Origin of the sequence: Pseudomonas sp. PS01298 (assembly GCF_029959745.1) — a bacterium.
GTDB classification, from domain to species: domain Bacteria; phylum Pseudomonadota; class Gammaproteobacteria; order Pseudomonadales; family Pseudomonadaceae; genus Aquipseudomonas; species Aquipseudomonas aylmerensis.
Genome location: NZ_JASCPP010000013.1, coordinates 1 through 19,989, shown reverse-complemented (window position 1 = coordinate 19,989; position 19,989 = coordinate 1). Strand labels below are relative to the sequence as shown.

General features: G+C 62.4%; 17 protein-coding genes and 1 riboswitch. Of the genes, 12 read left to right on the top strand and 5 right to left on the bottom strand.

Annotated features, from left to right (window positions below; all coding sequences use genetic code 11):
* Nucleotides 1-25 precede the first annotated feature (25 nt).
* The 3 genes from QMX97_RS07860 to QMX97_RS07850 all read right to left on the bottom strand — a co-directional run bounded on the left by QMX97_RS07860 (nucleotide 26) and on the right by QMX97_RS07850 (nucleotide 2,412).
* Complete coding sequence (locus tag QMX97_RS07860; RefSeq protein ID WP_065900070.1) at nucleotides 26-838, bottom strand: aldo/keto reductase; 813 nt, start codon at nucleotides 836-838, stop codon at nucleotides 26-28.
* A complete protein-coding gene (locus QMX97_RS07855) occupies nucleotides 835-2,010 on the bottom strand; it encodes an FAD-dependent oxidoreductase (RefSeq protein WP_065900072.1) in 1,176 nt (391 codons plus the stop codon). Before QMX97_RS07855 ends, QMX97_RS07860 begins: the two co-directional genes overlap by 4 nt.
* A gap of 66 nt (nucleotides 2,011-2,076) precedes the next feature.
* Nucleotides 2,077-2,412 carry a multidrug efflux SMR transporter gene (locus QMX97_RS07850; protein ID WP_065900074.1) on the bottom strand — a complete coding sequence of 112 codons (336 nt, stop codon included), beginning with the start codon at nucleotides 2,410-2,412 and terminating at the stop codon, nucleotides 2,077-2,079.
* Between the two features lie 121 nt (nucleotides 2,413-2,533).
* Between QMX97_RS07850 and QMX97_RS07845 the strand changes: the two genes are divergently transcribed.
* Together QMX97_RS07845 and waaA are read left to right on the top strand one after the other, a co-directional pair.
* Nucleotides 2,534-3,424, top strand: a complete 891-nt coding sequence (locus tag QMX97_RS07845; protein ID WP_065900076.1) for a LysR family transcriptional regulator — start codon at nucleotides 2,534-2,536, stop codon at nucleotides 3,422-3,424.
* A 23-nt stretch (nucleotides 3,425-3,447) separates the two neighbouring features.
* Nucleotides 3,448-4,725, top strand: coding sequence for a lipid IV(A) 3-deoxy-D-manno-octulosonic acid transferase (gene waaA / locus QMX97_RS07840; RefSeq protein WP_282396665.1), 1,278 nt, complete (start codon nucleotides 3,448-3,450; stop codon nucleotides 4,723-4,725).
* A 59-nt stretch (nucleotides 4,726-4,784) separates the two neighbouring features.
* Here waaA and QMX97_RS07835 read toward each other — a convergent pair whose 3' ends face one another.
* The gene (locus tag QMX97_RS07835; protein WP_065900078.1) at nucleotides 4,785-6,224 is read right to left on the bottom strand and encodes a TolC family outer membrane protein; all 1,440 of its coding nucleotides are present in this window, start codon (nucleotides 6,222-6,224) and stop codon (nucleotides 4,785-4,787) included.
* 196 nt (nucleotides 6,225-6,420) lie between these two features.
* A riboswitch (TPP riboswitch) is annotated at nucleotides 6,421-6,526 on the top strand.
* A gap of 148 nt (nucleotides 6,527-6,674) precedes the next feature.
* Here QMX97_RS07835 and thiC point away from each other — a divergent pair.
* The gene (gene thiC / locus QMX97_RS07830) at nucleotides 6,675-8,579 is read left to right on the top strand and encodes a phosphomethylpyrimidine synthase ThiC (protein WP_065900079.1); all 1,905 of its coding nucleotides are present in this window, start codon (nucleotides 6,675-6,677) and stop codon (nucleotides 8,577-8,579) included.
* A 165-nt stretch (nucleotides 8,580-8,744) separates the two neighbouring features.
* Entirely contained in the window at nucleotides 8,745-10,034 is a 1,290-nt protein-coding gene (cytX, locus tag QMX97_RS07825) for a putative hydroxymethylpyrimidine transporter CytX (protein ID WP_201143420.1), read from the top strand.
* Here the strand turns inward: cytX and QMX97_RS07820 are convergent.
* Complete coding sequence (locus QMX97_RS07820) at nucleotides 10,003-10,749, bottom strand: RsiV family protein (RefSeq protein WP_065900081.1); 747 nt, start codon at nucleotides 10,747-10,749, stop codon at nucleotides 10,003-10,005. The genes cytX and QMX97_RS07820 overlap by 32 nt on opposite strands.
* Before the next feature lie 193 nt (nucleotides 10,750-10,942).
* Here QMX97_RS07820 and QMX97_RS07815 point away from each other — a divergent pair, with 193 nt between their 5' ends.
* From QMX97_RS07815 to QMX97_RS07780, 8 genes are all read left to right on the top strand, one after another.
* Nucleotides 10,943-11,560, top strand: a complete 618-nt coding sequence (locus QMX97_RS07815; protein ID WP_065900083.1) for an NUDIX domain-containing protein — start codon at nucleotides 10,943-10,945, stop codon at nucleotides 11,558-11,560.
* Entirely contained in the window at nucleotides 11,551-12,000 is a 450-nt protein-coding gene (locus tag QMX97_RS07810; RefSeq protein ID WP_282396664.1) for a DUF1249 domain-containing protein, read from the top strand. Before QMX97_RS07815 ends, QMX97_RS07810 begins: the two co-directional genes overlap by 10 nt.
* Before the next feature lie 98 nt (nucleotides 12,001-12,098).
* Nucleotides 12,099-12,914 (top strand): 3',5'-cyclic-AMP phosphodiesterase, encoded by an 816-nt coding sequence (gene cpdA, locus QMX97_RS07805; RefSeq protein ID WP_282396663.1) that lies wholly within the window; start codon nucleotides 12,099-12,101, stop codon nucleotides 12,912-12,914.
* A 135-nt stretch (nucleotides 12,915-13,049) separates the two neighbouring features.
* Entirely contained in the window at nucleotides 13,050-13,658 is a 609-nt protein-coding gene (locus QMX97_RS07800; RefSeq protein ID WP_065900087.1) for a YqiA/YcfP family alpha/beta fold hydrolase, read from the top strand.
* A 44-nt stretch (nucleotides 13,659-13,702) separates the two neighbouring features.
* Nucleotides 13,703-15,610, top strand: coding sequence for a DNA topoisomerase IV subunit B (gene parE, locus QMX97_RS07795; RefSeq protein WP_282396662.1), 1,908 nt, complete (start codon nucleotides 13,703-13,705; stop codon nucleotides 15,608-15,610).
* Nucleotides 15,610-16,605 carry an esterase-like activity of phytase family protein gene (locus tag QMX97_RS07790; RefSeq protein WP_120447487.1) on the top strand — a complete coding sequence of 332 codons (996 nt, stop codon included), beginning with the start codon at nucleotides 15,610-15,612 and terminating at the stop codon, nucleotides 16,603-16,605. Before parE ends, QMX97_RS07790 begins: the two co-directional genes overlap by 1 nt.
* A gap of 73 nt (nucleotides 16,606-16,678) precedes the next feature.
* Nucleotides 16,679-18,943, top strand: a complete 2,265-nt coding sequence (gene parC, locus QMX97_RS07785; RefSeq protein ID WP_106805323.1) for a DNA topoisomerase IV subunit A — start codon at nucleotides 16,679-16,681, stop codon at nucleotides 18,941-18,943.
* 177 nt (nucleotides 18,944-19,120) lie between these two features.
* Nucleotides 19,121-19,828: an ABC-type transport auxiliary lipoprotein family protein gene (locus QMX97_RS07780; RefSeq protein WP_282396661.1), complete on the top strand. Its 708-nt coding sequence runs from the start codon at nucleotides 19,121-19,123 to the stop codon at nucleotides 19,826-19,828.
* Nucleotides 19,829-19,989: the final 161 nt, after the last annotated feature.

The window sequence follows — 19,989 nt, the reverse complement described above, 5'->3', positions numbered from 1 at the left end:
GACGGGGTCGGCCGCGTCGGCGGCATCAGAGTTGACGAATGACTTGGGCAGCGGTCGCCACGTTATGGGCCAGGTGCAGCGGATTGATGGTCCCGACAATAGCACTGGCGACGCCCGTTTGCGCAAACAACAACGTGAAACTCGCCCGAATTGGATCCACTCCAGGTTCCAGGCACACGTGGCCGCTGGCCAGGGCTTTTTTCACCAGGATGCCTTTGCCATGGGCCGCCGCATAATCAATGACGGCTTTCTCGGCCTGTTCGTTCAGATTGTAGGTGACCATCGCGCAGTCACCTTGCTCCAGAGCCTTTACGCCGCCTTCGACGGTTTTGCCGGAGAACCCGAAACCGCGGATCTTGCCTTCTTTTTTCAACGCCGCCAGGGTCTGGTAGACCTCGCAGTCATTGAGGATATGCAGGTCATTGCCGTCGGAATGCACCAGCACCAGGTCGATAAAATCCGTTTCAAGTCTTTTCAAGCTGCGCTCGATCGACATCCGGGTATGGGCGGCGCTGAAGTCGTGATGGGACACGCCCTCGGCAAACTCTTCACCGACCTTGCTGACGATCACCCAGTCCTTGCGCTGGCCGCGCAGCAGCGGACCCAGGCGTTCTTCGCTGCGTCCGTAGGCCGGCGCGGTATCGATGAGGTTGATGCCCAGCTGGCGGGCCTGGCGCAGCAGCATCCGCGCTGCGTCATCATCGGGAATCGTGAACCCGCTGGGGTACTTCACCCCTTGATCGCGGCCGAGCTTGACGGTGCCCAGGCCCAGTGGCGAAACCAACAGGCCGGTGCTGCCCAGAGGGCGATGCAGGTCGTGCAGGGTCGGCAGGCTCATGGCAACAGTTGCTCCCAGGCGGGTACGCCGATGGCGGGTTTAGGCAGCTCAGGCAGGGGTTCGGAGGCGCTTGGGTGGATGCCGTCGCGTTCGAGGCTGTTGATCACCCGATCGGCGAAGTCCGGCGCCAGCGCCAGCTTGGTCGGCCACCCCACCAGCAGGCGGCCCTGTTCGGCGACGAAGGCATTGTCGGGGCGTGTGAGGCCTGATTGCAGCGGCTCGGCACGGTCGACACGCAGGGTCGCCCAGCGGGTCTGGTGCATGTCGATCCATGGCAGCAATTGCGCGAGTTCTTTTTGCGCAGTGGCGATCTGCTCTTCAGGTGTGCGCGCCACTCCATCGGCTTCGGCAATATCGCCGCCCATGTACCACACCCAGTTGCCGTCGGCAGCGGGGTGAGTGGTGACGGTGATGCGCGGCTTGGTGCCGCCGCCTAGGCAGTGGGCATACAGCGGCTTCAAGCCGGGGCCTTTGGCGATGATCATGTGCAGTGGACGTGTTTGCATGGCCGGCTGGCTCAGGCCGAGGGCGGCCAGCAGGTCGGCAGTGCCTTTGCCTGCGCTCAGCACGATGCGCTGGGCGCGGATCTCGCGGCCATCGACCTTCAGGCCCACCAGGGTGTCGCCTTCCAGCAATGGCTCGATGTGTTGCCCGGCGAGCAAGCCGTCACCGGCCAGTTGCGCCAGGCGTTCGATCAGGCTCGGTACGTCGATGACCAACTCGGCCAGGCGATAGACCTTGCCCTTGAAGCGGCGGTCCTGCAGGGCTGGCGGCAGCTCATCACCCTTGACCTGGTCGACACGGCCGCGCACGGCCTTGCTGGCGAAGAAGCTGGTGAGGTTGCCGGCGATCGTGCCGGGGGACCACAGATAATGCGCTTCGGACAGCAGGCGCACGCCGGACAGGTCCAGCTCACCGCTGCCGGCCAAGGCCTCGCGCCAGCGGCGCGGCATATCGGCAATCGCTTCGGATGCGCCGGTGAGGGCGCCGTGCAGGGCGTATTTAGCCCCGCCGTGGATGATTCCCTGGGACTTCACGCTTTGTCCGCCACCCAAGGTGGCGCTTTCCACCAGCACCGTGGAAAACCCCTGGCGGCGCAGGCGCGCATTCAGCCAGAGGCCGGCAACTCCGGCGCCGACAATCAGCACGTCGGTGGAAATAACGGATGGCATGGGCGACCTCAGTGTTCAAGACAAGAGGCGCAGTATACAGGGATCGAAATGCAGCGATGATGGGTGTCAGTGCCCGGCGGTTTTCGAGAACAGCTGAATCACCACCACGCCCAGCACAATCAGGCCCATCCCCAGCATGGCCGGAACGTCGAGCTTCTGCCCGTAGATAAACAGCGCCGCGACACTGACCATCACGATGCCCATGCCTGCCCACACCGCATACGCCACGCCCACCGGCACGGTGCGCACCACCAAAGTCAGCATCCAGAATGCGATGCCGTAGCCGACGATCACCAGTGCCAGCGGCAGGGGGGTGCTCCAACCCTTGACGGCTTTCATGGAGACGGTCGCGATCACTTCCGAGCAGATGGCAATAGCCAGGTAGAGGTAGGCGGCATTCATGGGGTATTCCTCGGAGATGAGTTCTGATGTGTAGGAGTCCGGCTTCTACAGTGCTGGCATTCTAGACGCCTGGCAGATGGGGTAAAGTCATTACCTATCCGAAAAAAAGATGGGTTGAGCCATGAGCGTGCAGTGGAATCTGGAGCAGATGCGCCTGTTTGTCAGTGTCGCCGAACAGCGCTCGTTTTCGGCCGTGGCGCGCGACCAGCGCAAGGCGCAATCGGCGGTGAGCAATGCGATTGCCTTGCTGGAGGCGGACCTGGGCCTGAGCCTGTTTGAGCGTAGCAGTGGCCGTCAGCCACGCCTGACCGAGGCGGGCAGTGTGTTGCTGGAGGAAGCGCGTGAAGTCTTGCGCCAGTGTGAGCGGCTCAACGGCCGTGCGCTGTCGTTGACCCGCGGGGAAGAAGCCTGCCTGCGCCTGGCCCAGGACGAAGCCATGTTGTTTCAGCCGATACTCGATAGCCTCGAGGCGCTGGCGGGGCAGTACCCGCTGCTGGAGGTGCAACTGTCCAGCGCCGCCCAGGGCGATGTGGCGCGCAAGTTGGTAGAGCGCAAGGCCGACCTGGGCCTGTTGTTCTATCACGACCAGATCCCCGAGGCGCTGGAGCGGCGCGTGGTCGGCAGTGTGGAAATGGTCACCGTGTGCGGCGTGAACCACCCGCTGGCTGCGGAAAACTACGTGACATGCCAGCGCCTGGCGCAGTTTCGCCAGTTGCTGATGTCGACCCAGACCAGCGTCTACCCCGGCAGCGAAGCCGCCAGCCCGCTGGTGTGGCGCGCCGACAGCTTCTACGTATTGGCCGAGTGGCTGATGAGTGGCCTGGGCTGGGCCTGGCTGCCCCGACATATCGTGCAATACCCGACCTACCAGCAGCAGATGGTGGAACTGCACAGCGAATGGACGCCGCCGGCGCTGGTGGTGGAGCTGGTATGGCGTCGCGATGAGCACCTGGGGCCCGCTGCGCGCTTCCTTGCCGAACGTTTTGCCGAGCGCTTGCAGGCGATCGACTGAAAAAGCCGATAAACTCCGCCGCCATGAATAGAACTCTCTACAGCTGTCTGTTTTACCTGGCGCTGCCATTGGTGGCTTTACGTCTGTGGCTGCGTGCGCGCAAGGCGCCTGCCTATGCCAAGCGCATCGGCGAGCGGTTTTCCTATGGCTTGCCGGTGCTGCAGCCGGGCGGAATCTGGGTGCATGCCGTGTCGGTGGGCGAAAGTATTGCCGCCGCGCCGATGGTGCGCGGGCTGCTGGCGCGTTATCCGACCCTGCCGATCACCGTCACCTGCATGACGCCGACCGGTTCCGAGCGTATCCAGGCGCTGTTCGCCAATGAGCGGCGTGTGCAGCACTGCTACCTGCCCTATGACTTGCCGTGCGCGGCCAAGCGTTTCCTTGACCGGGTGCAGCCGAAGCTGGCGGTGATCATGGAAACCGAGCTGTGGCCCAATCATATTCATGCCTGCGCCCAGCGCGGGATCCCGGTGGCGTTGGCCAATGCGCGGTTGTCGGCACGTTCGGCCAAGGGCTATGCAAAGTTCGCCAAGCTGACGGCGCCGATGCTGTCGCAAATGAGCTTGTTTGCGGTCCAGACCGAGACCGAGGCCCAGCGTTTCCTGAGCCTCGGCGCGCGGCCGGACACCGTCGAAGTCACCGGCTCGATCAAGTTCGACCTGACCATCGACCCCCAGCTGCCGCTGCGTGCTGCTGCGCTGCGCGAGCAATGGGGCGCCAGCGAGCGGCCGGTGTGGATCGCGGCCAGCACCCATGAAGGCGAAGATGAAGTGGTGCTGGCTGCCCATCGCCAGTTGCTCGACAGCTATCCGAATGCGCTGCTGATCCTGGTGCCGCGCCATCAGGAGCGCTTCGGACCGATGTTCGAGCTGTGTGAGCAGCAAGGCTTCGTCACGGTGCGCCGTTCCAGCGGCGCGCCGGTGACCGCGCAAACCTCGGTATTGCTTGGCGATACCATGGGTGAGTTGTTGTTCCTCTATGCCCTGGCCGACAGTGCGTTTGTTGGCGGTAGCCTGGTCGCGACCGGTGGACACAACCCGCTGGAGCCGGCGGCATTGGCCAAGCCGGTGATCATGGGGCCACATGTGTTCAACTTCCTCGAAATCACCGCAATGATGCGCGAAGCCGGGGCGTTGCGAGAGGTGGATGACGCCGAAGGCCTGGCCGAAGCCGTGCGCCAGTTGTTCGAACTGCCGCAGGATGCCCGCAAGATGGCGCAGGCGGGACTCAAGGTGATGCAGGCCAACCAGGGCGCGCTGCAGCGCTTGCTGGATGGCTTGGGCAAACTCCTGAACCGCTGACCACACAACTCAAATGCAGGCGCAGCCAAGCCAGCGCCTGCATGGGTTATGCGGGGTGCTTAATAGCCAGGGCGGGCCTTGAGCTGTTCGGCTGCGGCCTTGGCCAGGTCCGGTGGCAGGAAGTCGCGATCGGGGTTGTAGTCAGCCTTGAGGTAGCGCGCCAGGTCCTGCAGATCCCCGGGGTTCAAGGTGCCCGCCGCCTGCTTCAGGCGCAGGTTGTCGAGGATGTAGTCGTAGCGGCTGTTGTTGTAGTTGCGCACCGACGAATACAGCTGGCGCTGTGAATCCAGCACATCGACGATGTTGCGCGTGCCCACCTGGTAACCGATTTCCGTGGCTTCCACCGCGCTCTGGTTGGAGATGATCGACTGGCGGCGCGCCTGCACCTGTTCGACATCGGTATTCACCGCGCGATGCAGGTTGCGCGTGTTTTCCACCACCTGGCGGCGCAGGCCTTCGCGTTGCTGCTCGGTCTGGCCCAGGCGCGAGTAGGACTCACGCACTTGCGAGCTGGTCAGGCCGCCGCTGTAGATCGGGATGTTCAGGCGCAGGCCGATGGTGCGCTGCTCCACATCGCCACGGTACGGCGTGCCAAAGGCATTCGGGTTGCTGAAGCCGAGGGCGTCGTTGTCGCCTTTCTCGTACTGGGCCACGGCATCCAGGGTCGGCGCATGCCCGGCCTTGCGCTGCTTGAGGGTTTCTTCGGCGGCGGTGACCGCGTAGTTGCTGGCCAGCAGGTTCAGGTTCTGGCGACCGGCCGTTTCCACCCACGACTTGGCGTCATTCGGCAGCGGCGGCAGCACGGGCAAGGTGTGGACAATGCCCTGGATCGAGTTGTACTGGCGATTGGTCAGGGTGATCAGTGCTTCGAATGCATCGTCCACCTGGCGCTGCGCCACAATCCGGTTGGCCCGTGCAGTGTCGTAGCTGGCCTGGGATTGCAGCACGTCGGTCTTGTCCGAGAGGCCGACATCGAAGCGTTCGTTGGATTGATCCAGCTGGCGCTTGAAGGCGTTTTCCTCGGCTTTGGTCGAGGCCAGGTTGTCCTGGGCGCGCAGCACCGCGAAATAACTTTCGGCACTTTGCAGGATCAGGTTCTGTTCGGTGGCCGACAGTTGCAGGGCGGCCTGTTCATTCGTGGCCTCGGCCGCTTGCAGCTGGAACCAGCGGTCGGCGCGGAACAGCGGCTGGCTCAGGGTCGCGCGCCAGGAGTGCGCGTCGCGGTTGGCGGTGGCGGCGGGCGTGTCGATCTGGGTGCGCACGTTATTGATATCGGCACCGCCCGACAGGTTCGGCAGCAAGCCTGCGCGTGCCTGGGGCACGACTTCTTTTTGCGCGCCGTATTGGGCGCGGGCGGCGGCCAGGTCGGCGTTGTTATCCACGGCTTCCTGGTAGACGCTGACCAGATCGGTTTTGGCGGACAAGGGCGCTTCAGCTGCCCAGACCATTCCGTTGGTCGCACAAGACACGGCGAGAGCCAGTGAGAGTTTGCGCAGCATGAGGCGATCCCTAGAATAAATATTACGGTGATAATTTAGCGCCCAAGGCTAAGGCTGGCCATTCCTGGCGTCAAGCACTGTGGCGGCAATCGAGTGTAGTGGGGGTGACACGGCGCAACAATCCCGCAATCACGCCATTCATCACGCTGAATGCACCGCTATTGGCAATTTGCCCACGGCATGGTCTAGACTGGCCGCGTTCTTGTCGGGGTGCCTTGTTGGAAGGCTGAGATCGGTAAATACCGGATCCCGTTGAACCTGATCAGGTTAACGCCTGCGTAGGGAACAAGATTTCTCGTCACCCGGCGAGTCCTCTTGTGCTTCGTCCGGGATGTTGTTCGACAATCGAACAGCTCTTGTGCGCCAAGCACAGCACTGGTTTCAGTGCGTCCATCCGTCACAGGTTCGCTCCGACAAAAATCCACCACCTGGATAGTTGGAGAGCCCGTGATGAGCACAGAAATAAAAAGTACAAAACTGAAAAATACCGTGCACTTGAGTGAATCGGCCAAGGTCGACTCCGGCTCCGTGCAGCCGTTTACCCGCTCGAAGAAAATCTACGTGCAAGGCACCCGCCCGGACATTCGTGTGCCGATGCGTGAAATCAGCCTGGACGTGACCCCCACCGATTTCGGCGGTGAAATCAACGCGCCCGTGGTGGTGTACGATACGTCCGGCCCCTACACCGACCCCAACGTCATCATCGACGTGCGCAAAGGCCTGGGCGATGTGCGTTCGCCCTGGATCGAAGTGCGTGGCGACACCGAGCGCCTGTCTGGTCTCAGCTCGCACTTCGGCCAACAGCGCCTCAGCGATGCCGAACTGACCGCGCTGCGCTTTGCCCACGTGAAGAACCCGCGCCGCGCCAAGGCCGGCGCCAACGTCACCCAGATGCACTACGCGCGCAAAGGCATCATCACCGCCGAGATGGAATACGTCGCCATCCGCGAAAACATGAAGCTCGAAGAGGCCCGCGCCAGCGGCCTGCTCGACCAGCAACACGCCGGCCACAGCTTCGGCGCCAGCGTGCCGAAAATCATTACCCCGGAATTTGTCCGCGAAGAAATCGCCCGTGGCCGCGCGATCATCCCGGCCAACATCAACCACACCGAACTGGAACCGATGATCATCGGCCGTAACTTCCTGGTGAAGATCAACGGCAACATCGGCAACAGCGCGCTGGGTTCGTCCATCGAAGAAGAAGTGGCGAAACTCACCTGGGGCATTCGCTGGGGCTCGGACACGGTGATGGACTTGTCCACCGGCAAGCACATCCACGAAACCCGCGAGTGGATCATCCGCAACTCGCCGGTGCCGATCGGTACCGTGCCGATCTACCAGGCCCTGGAGAAAGTCGGCGGCGCCGCCGAAGACCTGACCTGGGAGCTGTTCCGCGACACCTTGATCGAACAGGCCGAGCAGGGCGTGGACTACTTCACCATCCACGCCGGCGTACTGCTGCGCTATGTGCCGCTGACCGCCAAGCGCGTCACCGGGATTGTCTCGCGTGGCGGCTCGATCATGGCCAAGTGGTGCCTGGCGCACCACAAAGAGAACTTCACCTACACGCATTTCGACGAAATCTGCGAAATCATGAAGGCCTATGACGTCAGCTTCTCCCTCGGCGATGGCCTGCGCCCCGGTTCTATTGCCGACGCCAACGACGCCGCGCAATTCGGCGAGCTGGAAACCCTCGGCGAGCTGACCAAGACCGCCTGGAAGCACGACGTGCAAACCATGATCGAAGGCCCCGGCCACGTGCCGATGCAACTGATCAAGGAGAACATGGACAAGCAGCTGGAGTGCTGCGACGAGGCGCCGTTCTACACCCTCGGCCCGCTGACCACCGATATTGCGCCCGGCTATGACCACATCACCTCGGGCATCGGTGCGGCGATGATCGGTTGGTTCGGCTGCGCCATGCTCTGCTACGTCACGCCCAAGGAGCACCTGGGCCTGCCGAACAAGGACGACGTGAAAACCGGGATCATCACCTACAAGATCGCTGCGCATGCGGCCGACCTCGCAAAAGGCCACCCCGGCGCGCAGATCCGCGACAACGCCTTGAGCAAGGCGCGCTTCGAGTTCCGTTGGGAAGACCAGTTCAACCTCGGCCTCGACCCGGACACCGCGCGTTCGTATCACGATGAAACCCTGCCGAAGGACTCGGCCAAGGTCGCGCATTTCTGCTCGATGTGCGGGCCGAAGTTCTGCTCGATGAAAATCACCCAGGAAGTGCGTGAGTACGCGGCCAACCAGCGCATCGAAGCGGTGGATGTGGACGTGGCCAAAGGCTTGGCCGAGCAGGCGGAGCGGTTCAAGCAGGAAGGCAGTCAGCTTTACAAAAAGGTCTGATCCGAGGCGGCGGTGCCTGCACCGCCGTCATCGCGGGCAAGCCCGGCTCCCATAGTTGATCGCGTTGTACACAGCTTTTGTGTCCACAGCCGGTCCCCTGTGGGAGCCGGGCTTGCCCGCGATAGCGATCCCCCAAACAACAAATACTCCTCAGAGATAACCCCCTTGAGTATTCAACCCAGCACCTACTCCCCCGACATTGCAGTGCCTGCTGACAAACGCGTCTTCGGCGCCCGCGACCTGTTCTCCCTGTGGTTCTCCCTCGGCATCGGCCTGATGGTCCTGCAGACCGGCGCGTTGCTCGCACCCGGCCTGGGCTTGTCCGGCTCGTTGCTGGCGATTTTCCTCGGTACCCTGGTCGGCGTGCTGTTGCTGGCCGCCGTCGGCGTGATCGGCAGCGACACCGGCCTGTCGGCAATGGCGGCGCTAAAGCTCAGCCTGGGGGCCAAGGGCGCCAGCCTGCCCGCGCTGCTTAACCTGCTGCAGTTGATCGGCTGGGGTTCGTTCGAAATCATTGTGATGCGCGATGCCGCCAGCCTGTTGGGCGCGCGGGCGTTCAGCGACGGCAGCCTGTTGGCCAGCCCTTTGCTGTGGACGCTGTTTTTCGGTGGTTTGGCGACTTTGCTTGCGGTCAGCGGGCCGCTGACGTTCGTACGGCAGATCCTGCGCAAGTGGGGCATCTGGCTGCTGCTCGCCGCCTGCCTGTGGCTGACCTGGAACCTGTTTGCCAAGGCCGACCTCGCCACACTCTGGGCCCAGGCTGGCGACGGGTCGATGCCGTTTGCAGTAGGTTTTGATATTGCGATCGCCATGCCGTTGTCATGGTTGCCGCTGATTGCCGACTACTCGCGATTCGGCAAGCGTGCAAAAAGCGTATTCGGCGGCACGGCCCTGGGTTTCTTTATCGGCAATTTCTGGCTGATGAGCCTGGGCGTGGCCTACACCCTGGCGTTTGCGCCGAGCGGCGAAGTGAATGCGCTGTTGCTGGCATTGGCCGGTGCTGGGCTGGGGATTCCGCTGCTGCTGATCCTGTTGGACGAGTCGGAAAACGCCTTCGCCGATATCCATTCGGCGGCGGTGTCCAGCGGGATGCTGCTGCGTGTGAAGGTCGAGCACCTGGCGCTGGCCATCGGTGTGATCTGCACCCTGATCGCCTGTTTTGCGCCGTTGGCCCAGTACCAGAACTTCCTGTTGCTGATCGGCTCGGTGTTCGCGCCGCTGTTCGGCGTGGTGCTGGTGGATCACTTCATCCTGCGCCGTCGTCGCCAGGGTGCGCTGGCCAACCTGCGTTGGCCGGCGTTGTTGGCCTGGCTTGGCGGCATTGCGACCTACCACGTGCTGGCCAACCTTTACCCGGACATCGGCGCGACCCTGCCGGCACTGGTGCTGGCAGGGCTGTTGCAGTTTATTTTGGGCCGGGCCTTCAGTGGCGCACAGGCACCAGCTCAGGCTTGATGATGCCGTCCAGGCGCGAGTACGGAATCTGTAACTCGACGTGGCCCAGGGCATACGGCGCAATGGTGTTGGTCGGGTACTTGAGGATCACGCCGCCGTAGGTCAGCGCCACGTTCGGGGTTTTCTGGAAGGGGTAGGTTTTCACATACTCCGGCTCCAGGCTCAGGCGGGTGCTGATCAGCCAGCTGTTGTGCGCGACCTGGGCGGCTTTCCAGAAAGCCTCTTCCTTGCCGGGCAGCAGCATGTCGGTCAGCGCCAGCGCTTTTTGCTGCTGGCGCGAGTAGTTGATGAACGCGCGGCCGGGCTCGCCGTGAGTCGCGCCCTGATCCAGGTAGCTGGACAGTTCGATGATCACCAAGCCGTCATGCTGTTCGCGTACCTTGGCCTGCAAGTACATGCTGTTACGTGGCGCGGCGGTCTTGAGGAACTGCTCGCGATACGTTTCCAGGCTGGTCGGCAGCGGGTCGCTCGGGGTGGTGCGGGTCATTTCCAGCAGGCGTTGTTCGATCAACGCGTCCAGCTTGGGTTCCTTGGCAAAGTGCACGGTGTCGATATTCACCAGCGGGCAGTCGGTGCTGGCGCAGCCTGGCTTGCTTTGCTCGGTGGCGTCGCGAGTGGCTTCCAGGGGTGCACGATAGCTGGGTTGGAACAGGCTTTGGCAGGCACCAAGGGTCAATGCGATGCAGGCCACGGAGGCGATTTTTAAAAGCGACATGGATGTCCTTCGTCTATCGATAAGAGCGAAATTTGTGGAGCTTCGACTACCGGCAGGGCAGTCAGTTCGCCACTAAGCTGATTAGAGTGTGTTTGACGCTCGCCGTCTATCCCGGCAACCGGAAAGGGGCTGCACCAAGGGGCATGAGCGCGTTAGGATGGCGCCAAATGCGCAGGCTTAACGAGGATGGGACATGACGGACTTTGCAAAATCGAAGCCGAGCAAAATCGAAATTGTTCAGCACGATAATCTCCACAAGGGCTTCTACAAGCTCGATCACATGCAACTGCGCCACGAGAAGTTCGACGGCAGCATGAGCCGGGTGATCAACCGCGAAGTCTTCGTTCGCCACGACGCCGTGTGTGTGCTGCCCTACGATCCACAGCGCGACGAAGTGGTGCTGAACGAGCAGTTTCGCGTCGGCGCCCTGGGCCGTACCGACAACCCGTGGCTGATCGAGATGGTCGCCGGCCTGATCGACAAGGACGAGCAACCCGAGGAGGTTGCGCACCGCGAGGGCGAGGAGGAAGCTGGGCTGACATTCTCGGCGCTGTGGCCGATCACGCGATATTTCCCGTCGCCCGGCGGCAGTACTGAATATGTGCACTTGTACCTGGGCCGCTGCAACAGCGCCGGTGTAGGTGGCGTCCATGGATTGGAAGAAGAAGCTGAAGACATCCGCGTCACCACCTGGGCCTTCGAAGATGCCCTGCAGGCGGTGCGCGACGGCAGAATTTCCAATGCAGCCAGCATCATTGCCCTGCAGTGGCTTGCGCTTAATCGCGCGGAAGTGAGGGGGTTATGGCAGTAAAGGCACGTGAACGCTATCGAGTCGACCTGATCGGGTTGCAAGCCGCCTGCGAGGCTAATTACGCGCGGCTGATGCGCCTGCTTCCCGACATGCGCCACACGCCAGAGGCGCGGCGCATCGGTGTCACCCATGGGGACCAGATGCTCGGCGTGCTGGCGCTGGAAGTCATCGTCAACTGTCCGTACACCACCACCCTGCGGGTGCGCCAGGAGCACAGCCTGCCCTGGCTGCCGGTGCCACAGCTGGAAGTGCAGGTGTACCACGACGCGCGAATGGCCGAAGTGATCAGCGCGGAACATGCACGACGCTTTCGCAGCATCTATCCTTACCCCAACGTGTTCATGCACCAGCCCGATGAGAAAGCACAACTGAATGTGTTCCTCGGCGAATGGTTGAACCACTGCCTGGCCCTGGGGCATGAGTTTGAAGTTGTGCGGTAGATGTGAACTGCGTCAGCTTCCTTAGGTTTCCTCTTTGCGTCCTGCCCCAGCATAATCACGCCAACCCTCCATTCCTGTGATTGCCTTGGGAGAGCGCCTTGCCGAGCGTATCCACCTTGAACCCTGATGCGCCGGCGTTGCTGGTGCAACTGTCCGACAGCCACCTGTTTGCCGAGGCCGACGGTACGCTGCTGGGCATGAACACCCGTGAAAGCCTGCAACGGGTGATCGAGTTGGTGCGCCAGCAGCAGCCGCAGATCGATTTGCTGCTGGCCACCGGTGACCTGTCCCAGGACGGCACATTGGAGTCTTACCAGCAGTTTCGCGACCTCAGCGAGCAGATCAGCGCTCCGGCGCGCTGGATTCCGGGCAATCACGATGAGCCGCAGATCATGGCTCAGGCGACCACGGGCAGCGCGCTGCTGGAGCCGGTAGTGGATGTCGGCCATTGGCGCATTACCTTGCTGGACTCCGCGGTACCTGGCTCTGTGCCGGGTTACCTGCAGGACCAGCAGCTGCAACTGCTGGCTCAGGCCTTGAGCGAAGCCCCGAACCGCCATCACCTGGTGTGCTTTCACCATCACCCGGTGTCCATCGGTTGCGCGTGGATGGAGCCCATCGGCTTGCGCAACCCCGAGGCTTTGTTTGCCGTGCTCGACCGTTTCCCGCAGGTCAGGGCGGTGCTCTGGGGTCACGTGCACCAGGAGATCGACCGCGAGCGCAATGGCGTACGCCTGCTGGCCTCACCGTCGACCTGCATCCAGTTCGCGCCGGGCAGTGAGGATTTCCAGGTCAGCGAGCAAGCGCCGGGCTACCGCTGGCTGCGCCTGCATGCCGACGGACGGTTGGAGACCGGCGTAGAGCGCGTCGAAGGCTTCGCCTTTACCATCGATTACGGCAGCAACGGCTATTAACGGCGGTAAACACCGCCATCACTGGCAAGCCAGCGCCCGAAGTGGATCTTCTGTGTCCTTCAGATAGAGGGACTCACATGCCACCCCGATCCCTGTAAACTGCGCCTTTTTTGGCGCAAGCATGGAGAGCCCGGCATGTCCGCTTCGATCCTGTATATCCACGGCTTCAATAGCGCGCCCGCATCCAACAAGGCCCGCCAGTTAGTGACCGTGATGGACAACCTCGGCCTGGGCGACCAGCTGCGTGTGCCGGCCCTGCATCACCATCCCCGTCAGGCAATTCCTCAATTGGAGGAAGCCATTGCCCTGCTGGGGCGGCCACTGCTGGTCGGCAGCTCACTCGGCGGCTACTATGCAACCCATCTTGCCGAACGCCATGGCCTGAAGGCGCTGCTGGTCAACCCGGCGGTCAGCCCCCACCGGATGTTCGACGGTTACCTGGGCACCCAGAAGAACCTCTACACCGATGAAACCTGGGAACTGACCCATGACCATGTCGCGGCGCTGGCCGAGCTGGAAGTACCGGCGCCCCAGGATGCCGCGCGGTATCAGGTGTGGTTGCAGACCGGCGATGAAACACTGGATTATCGCCTCGCCCAGCAGTATTACCGAGCCTGTGCCTTGCGCATCCAGGCCGGTGGCGACCATGGTTACCAGGGCTTCGCCCAGCAATTGCCGGCGCTGCTCAGCTTTGCCGGCATTGGCGCAGATCAGTATCAATCCTTCGACTTTGCAGCACTATAAAGTCGCAGGTCACTTTTTAATCGAACGACTCACGACGAGACCCCATGGCCACTCCCAGCGCTAGCTCTTATAACGCCGACGCCATCGAAGTCCTCTCGGGCCTCGACCCGGTGCGCAAACGCCCCGGCATGTACACCGACACCAGTCGGCCGAACCACCTTGCCCAGGAAGTCATCGACAACAGCGTCGACGAAGCCTTGGCCGGCCACGCCAAGTCGGTGCATGTCATTCTCCATGCTGACCACTCCCTAGAAGTGTCCGACGATGGTCGCGGCATGCCCGTGGATATTCACCCGGAAGAGGGCGTCTCGGGCGTCGAGCTGATCCTCACCAAGCTGCACGCCGGCGGCAAGTTCTCCAACAAGAACTACCAGTTCTCCGGTGGCTTGCACGGTGTGGGTATTTCGGTGGTCAACGCCCTGTCGACCCTGGTGCGGGTCAAGGTCAAGCGCGACGGCAACGAATACGAAATGACCTTCGCCGATGGCTATAAAGCCACCGACCTGGCTGTGATCGGCACCGTGGGCAAGCGCAACACCGGTACCAGCGTATACTTCGCCCCGGACCCGAAATACTTCGATTCGCCAAAATTCTCCATCAGCCGCCTCAAGCACGTGCTCAAGGCCAAGGCCGTGCTGTGCCCGGGCCTGCTGGTCACCTTTGAAGACAAAGGCACCGGCGAGAAGGTCGAGTGGCACTACGAAGACGGTCTGCGCTCCTACCTGGAAGATTCCGTCAGCGAGTTCGAACGCCTGCCCAACGAGCCGTTCTGCGGCAGCCTGGCCGGTAATAAAGAAGCCGTCGACTGGGCGCTGCTGTGGTTGCCGGAAGGCGGCGACAGTGTGCAGGAAAGCTATGTCAACCTGATCCCGACCGCCCAGGGCGGTACCCACGTCAATGGTTTGCGCCAGGGCCTGCTGGATGCCATGCGCGAGTTCTGCGAATACCGCAGCCTGTTGTCGCGCGGCGTGAAGCTGGCTCCGGAAGACGTGTGGGAGCGCATCGCGTTCGTGCTGTCGATGAAGATGCAGGAGCCGCAGTTCTCCGGCCAGACCAAAGAGCGCCTGTCGTCCCGCGAGGCGGCGGCGTTTGTCTCCGGCGTGGTCAAGGACGCATTCAGCCTGTGGCTCAACGAACACCCGGAACTGGGCCTGGCCCTGGCCGAACTGGCGATCAACAACGCCGGCCGTCGTCTGAAGGCCAGCAAGAAGGTCGAGCGCAAGCGCATTACCCAAGGCCCGGCGCTGCCTGGCAAGCTCGCCGATTGCGCCGGGCAAGACCCGATGCGGTCCGAACTGTTCCTGGTCGAAGGTGACTCCGCCGGTGGTTCCGCCAAGCAAGCGCGGGACAAGGAGTTCCAAGCGATCCTGCCGTTGCGCGGCAAGATCCTCAACACCTGGGAAGTCGATGGCAGCGAAGTACTGGCGAGCCAGGAAGTGCACAACATTGCCGTCGCCATCGGCGTCGATCCGGGCGCTGCAGACATGAGCCAGCTGCGCTACGGCAAGATCTGCATCCTCGCCGACGCCGACTCCGACGGCCTGCACATCGCGACCTTGCTGTGCGCGCTGTTCGTGCAGCACTTCCGCCCGTTGGTCGACGCCGGTCACGTCTACGTCGCCATGCCGCCGCTGTACCGTATCGACCTGGGCAAGGAAATCTACTACGCCCTCGATGAGGCCGAGCGCGATGGCATTCTCGACCGCCTGGTCGCCGAGAAAAAACGCGGCAAGCCACAGGTCACGCGATTCAAAGGCCTGGGTGAAATGAACCCACCGCAACTGCGCGAAACCACCATGGACCCGAACACTCGGCGCCTGGTGCAGTTGACGCTGGGCGAAGACTTCGCCGAAACCTCGGAAATGATGGACATGCTGTTGGCGAAGAAACGTGCGCCGGACCGCAAGTCCTGGCTGGAATCCAAAGGCAACCTGGCCGAGGTTCTGGGCTGATGCGCACAGGTTTCGCCCTGGCGAGCCTGATGTTGAGCGGGTTGGCGGCCACTCCGGTGATCGCCGCGCCCGTGGCAGAGCTGAAACTGGTGTCTGAACACGCGGTGGACGGCATGCGCGGCGGTAACCTGTCGGGGTTGGCGCTGTGTGGCAAGGCGCTGTGGACGGTTTCCGACCGCGACGACGACCAGATCTATCGCCTGGACATCAGCGCGCCGACCTGGCAGGCCGAAACCGTCAAGATCGAGGTGCCGCCGGTGCCGGAGTCCGGGTTGCCCTGGGGCTTGCGTTCGCGCACCAAGGCTGCCTCGTTCATTCGCGGTGGCGACCTGGATTTTGAGGGCATCAGCTGCGATGCCGCGGGCAACCGCTACATTGTCAGCGAAGCCCATGCCGCTGTGCTGCAAGTGCCGGTGGACGGTGCGCCTGAGTGGCTGAAAATTGCCCCGGGCATGGTCCGTGAAGCCCGCGCCAGTGGCATGTTGCTGCACTTCAATGCCTTGTTTGAAGGCTTGGCGGTGAACCCCGAGGGCAACCAGATCTGGCTGGCTGCAGAGCGTGAGCGGCGCGGCCTGATTTCCATCAAGCGCCCGCAAAGCCTGTGGGACTGTGATGGCCCTTGTGTGCTGTTGAGCGAGGCCGGGCAGGAAGTGCAGCCGGCGCAGTTCACCAATGCCAAGGCCGTCTCGAAGGATTTTGCCGACCTGGCCCTGTTCAACGGCAAGCTGTTTACCCTGGAGCGCAACGCGTTCCAGATTTGCCGGCGCGATGCGGTCACGGCCAAAGTCGAGCTGTGCTGGTCGTTCGCCGACGAGACCCTGACGCCCGAGCGCCGCTATGCCCAGCCTTACGGCCTGGCCGAAGCCCTGGTGGTGGACGCGGACGGTGCGTGGATCGGCATCGACAACAATTTCGGCCCTCGCGCCGATGGTGAAAAGCGCCCGGTGGTCTATCGTTTTGCCGCCCCGGCCGGTGGCTGGAGCGCCCAGCCATGAGCCACGCCCTTTTTGAATCGAATCAGCGCAGCGGCAGTTCCGCTGCGCCTTACCCAATAATGATGAGGCCCGCATGAGTGACATCCTCGCAGACAGCTTAGATGGCGTAGAACGCCGGTCGCTGGCTGACTTCACCGAAAATGCCTACCTCAACTACTCCATGTACGTGATCATGGACCGTGCCTTGCCGCATATCGGCGACGGCCTGAAGCCAGTACAGCGGCGCATCATCTACGCCATGAGTGAGTTGGGCCTGGACGCCGATTCCAAGCACAAGAAGTCGGCGCGTACCGTCGGTGACGTGCTCGGTAAATTCCACCCCCACGGCGACTCGGCGTGCTACGAAGCCATGGTGCTGATGGCCCAGCCGTTCAGCTATCGCTACACGCTGGTGGACGGCCAGGGTAACTGGGGTGCGCCGGATGATCCGAAATCCTTTGCGGCCATGCGTTACACCGAAGCGCGCCTGTCGCGTTATTCGGAAGTGCTGCTCAGCGAGCTGGGCCAGGGTACCGCGAACTGGGGCCCGAACTTCGACGGTACACTCGACGAGCCACTGGTGTTGCCGGCACGTTTGCCGAACATCCTGCTCAATGGCACCACCGGTATTGCGGTCGGCATGGCCACCGACGTACCGCCGCATAACCTGCGCGAAGTTGCCACCGCCTGCGTCCGCTTGCTGGATGAGCCCAAGGCCACCGTGGAGCAGCTCTGCGAGCATATCCAGGGGCCGGACTACCCGACCGAAGCGGAAATCATCACCCCGCGCGCCGACTTGCTGAAGATGTACGAGACCGGCAAGGGCTCGGTGCGCATGCGCGCGGTGTACCACATCGAAGATGGCGACATTATTGTTACCGCGCTGCCGCACCAGGTGTCCGGTGCCAAGGTGCTGGAGCAGATCGCCGCGCTGATGCAGGCAAAGCCGTCGAAATTGCCGCAGGTCGCCGACCTGCGTGACGAGTCCGACCACGAAAACCCCTGCCGCATTGTGATCATCCCGACCAACAGCCGGGTCGACCACGAAGTGCTGATGCAGCACCTGTTCGCCAGTACTGACCTGGAGTCCAGCTACCGGGTCAACGTCAACATCATTGGCCTGGACGGCAAGCCGCAGCTGAAAAACCTGCGCAACCTGCTGGTGGAGTGGCTGGAATTCCGTATCCAGACGGTGCGTCGCCGCCTGCAATTCCGCCTGGACAAGGTCGAGCGCCGCCTGCACCTGTTGGACGGTTTGCTGATTGCCTACCTCAACCTGGATGAAGTGATCCACATCATCCGCACCGCCGAGCACCCGAAAGCCGAGCTGATCGCGCGTTTCGAGCTGAGTGAGATCCAGGCTGACTACATCCTCGATACCCGCCTGCGTCAGTTGGCGCGGCTGGAAGAAATGAAGCTGCGCGACGAACAGGACGCGCTACTCAAGGAGCAAGCCAAGCTGCAGGCCCTGCTGGGCAGCGAAGCCAAGCTCAAGAAACTGGTGCGCAGCGAGCTGATCAAGGACGCCGAAACCTATGGCGACGACCGCCGCTCGCCGATTGTCGAGCGCGCTGAAGCCAAGGCCCTGACCGAAACAGAGCTGCTGCCGAACGAGAAAATTACCGTCGTTCTGTCGGAAAAGGGTTGGGTTCGCTCCGCCAAAGGGCATGATATTGACGCCACTGGTTTGTCGTACAAGGCCGGCGATGGCTTCAAGACCGCCGCTGCCGGGCGTTCCAACCAGTTTGCGGTGTTTATCGACTCCACCGGGCGCAGTTACTCGGTGCCGGCCCACACCTTGCCATCGGCGCGCGGACAGGGCGAGCCGTTGACCGGCCGGCTGACGCCGCCGCCAGGGGCGAATTTCGAGTGTGTGCTGCTGCCGGACGACGATGCGCTGTACGTGATCGCCTCCGACGCGGGTTATGGCTTCGTGGTCAAGGGTGAAGACCTGCAGGCCAAGAACAAGGCGGGCAAGGCGCTGTTGAGCCTTCCGAACAACGCCAAGGTGATCCTGCCGCGGCCGGTGGACGATCGCGAGAGCAATTGGCTGGCGTCGGTGACCACCGAAGGGCGCCTGCTGGTGTTCAAGATCAGCGATCTGCCGCAGTTGGGCAAAGGCAAGGGCAACAAGATCATTGGTATTCCCGGTGAGCGGGTGGCCAGTCGCGAAGAGTACGTGACCGACATCGCGGTGATCCCGGAAGGTGCCACCCTGGTCCTCCAGGCCGGCAAGCGCACATTGTCATTGCGCCCAGACGACCTGGAGCACTACAAGGGCGAGCGTGGCCGTCGTGGCAACAAACTGCCGCGTGGCTTCCAGCGGGTGGATGCTTTGTTGGTGGAAACACCTGTTTAAGGTGGTTTAGAGCCCTCGATCTACGATTTAACGCGTAGATCGACGCTTTGGCGCTGGAGTCATGGCGCATATTCACGGATGATATGGCCTTTCCAGCGCCGGCGTGGCCGAGCGTGTTTAGGTTATTTTTAAGTATTACATTGTGGTTCGCCTTGTGGCAGCCACCTGGATGGGATGATGACTGCTCCACGCCTTCCTTTTATTTTCATGCTCGCTGGCCTTTTGGGGCTGGCGGGTTGCAGCACACACCAGCCGGTGTCGCTGTACCAGCTGGACAGCGGAAGTCCGGCGCAGCCAGCGCAAACCGCTGGCATGGCGGTTTTGCTGGGTCCGGTGGTCGTGGCTGACTACCTGCAACGTGAAACCCTGCTGCAACGTCAGAACGACGGCAGCCTGCAAGGTTCCACCGATGGTCGTTGGGCGGGCAGTTTGTCCTCCGATATCAACCAGCTGATGTTGCGCCAGGTCGCGGGTCACCTGGACAGCCAGCGTGTGGTGCTCGCGCCCGCGCCAACCGGCTTTACCCCGGATGTGCAGGTCCTGCTGACCATCACCCGGCTCGACTCCGGCGCTTCGCAGCCGGCGATCCTCGATGCGCAATGGCGCTTGATCGACCGTCGCGGCCAGGTGCGCGATAACCGCATCGTGCACCTGCAGGAAGAGCACACCGGCACCACCGCATCCCAGGTCCAGGCCCAGGGCGTGTTGCTGCAGCATCTGGCACAGCAGTTGTCGGTGGCCCTCAAGCCATTGGCCAACCAGCCGCCGATTGCCGAGGCCCCGCGTAAGCAAGCCCCGGTACAGACCAAGCCGGCAGCGCCGGAAAAACCGAAGATGCCGATGGCTACGCCGATTCGTACGGATATGGAAGTGTTCAGGTTCTGATCTGAACCGCAGACAAAAAAAGGCCCGCTGATTCAGCGGGCCTTTTTTTGTCTGCGATTTGAGTCACGCCGTGGACTCAATGTGGGAGCGGGCTTGCTCGCGAAAGCGGTGTGTCAGTCAACGAATTGATTGGCTGATCCTTTGCATTCGCGAGCAAGCCC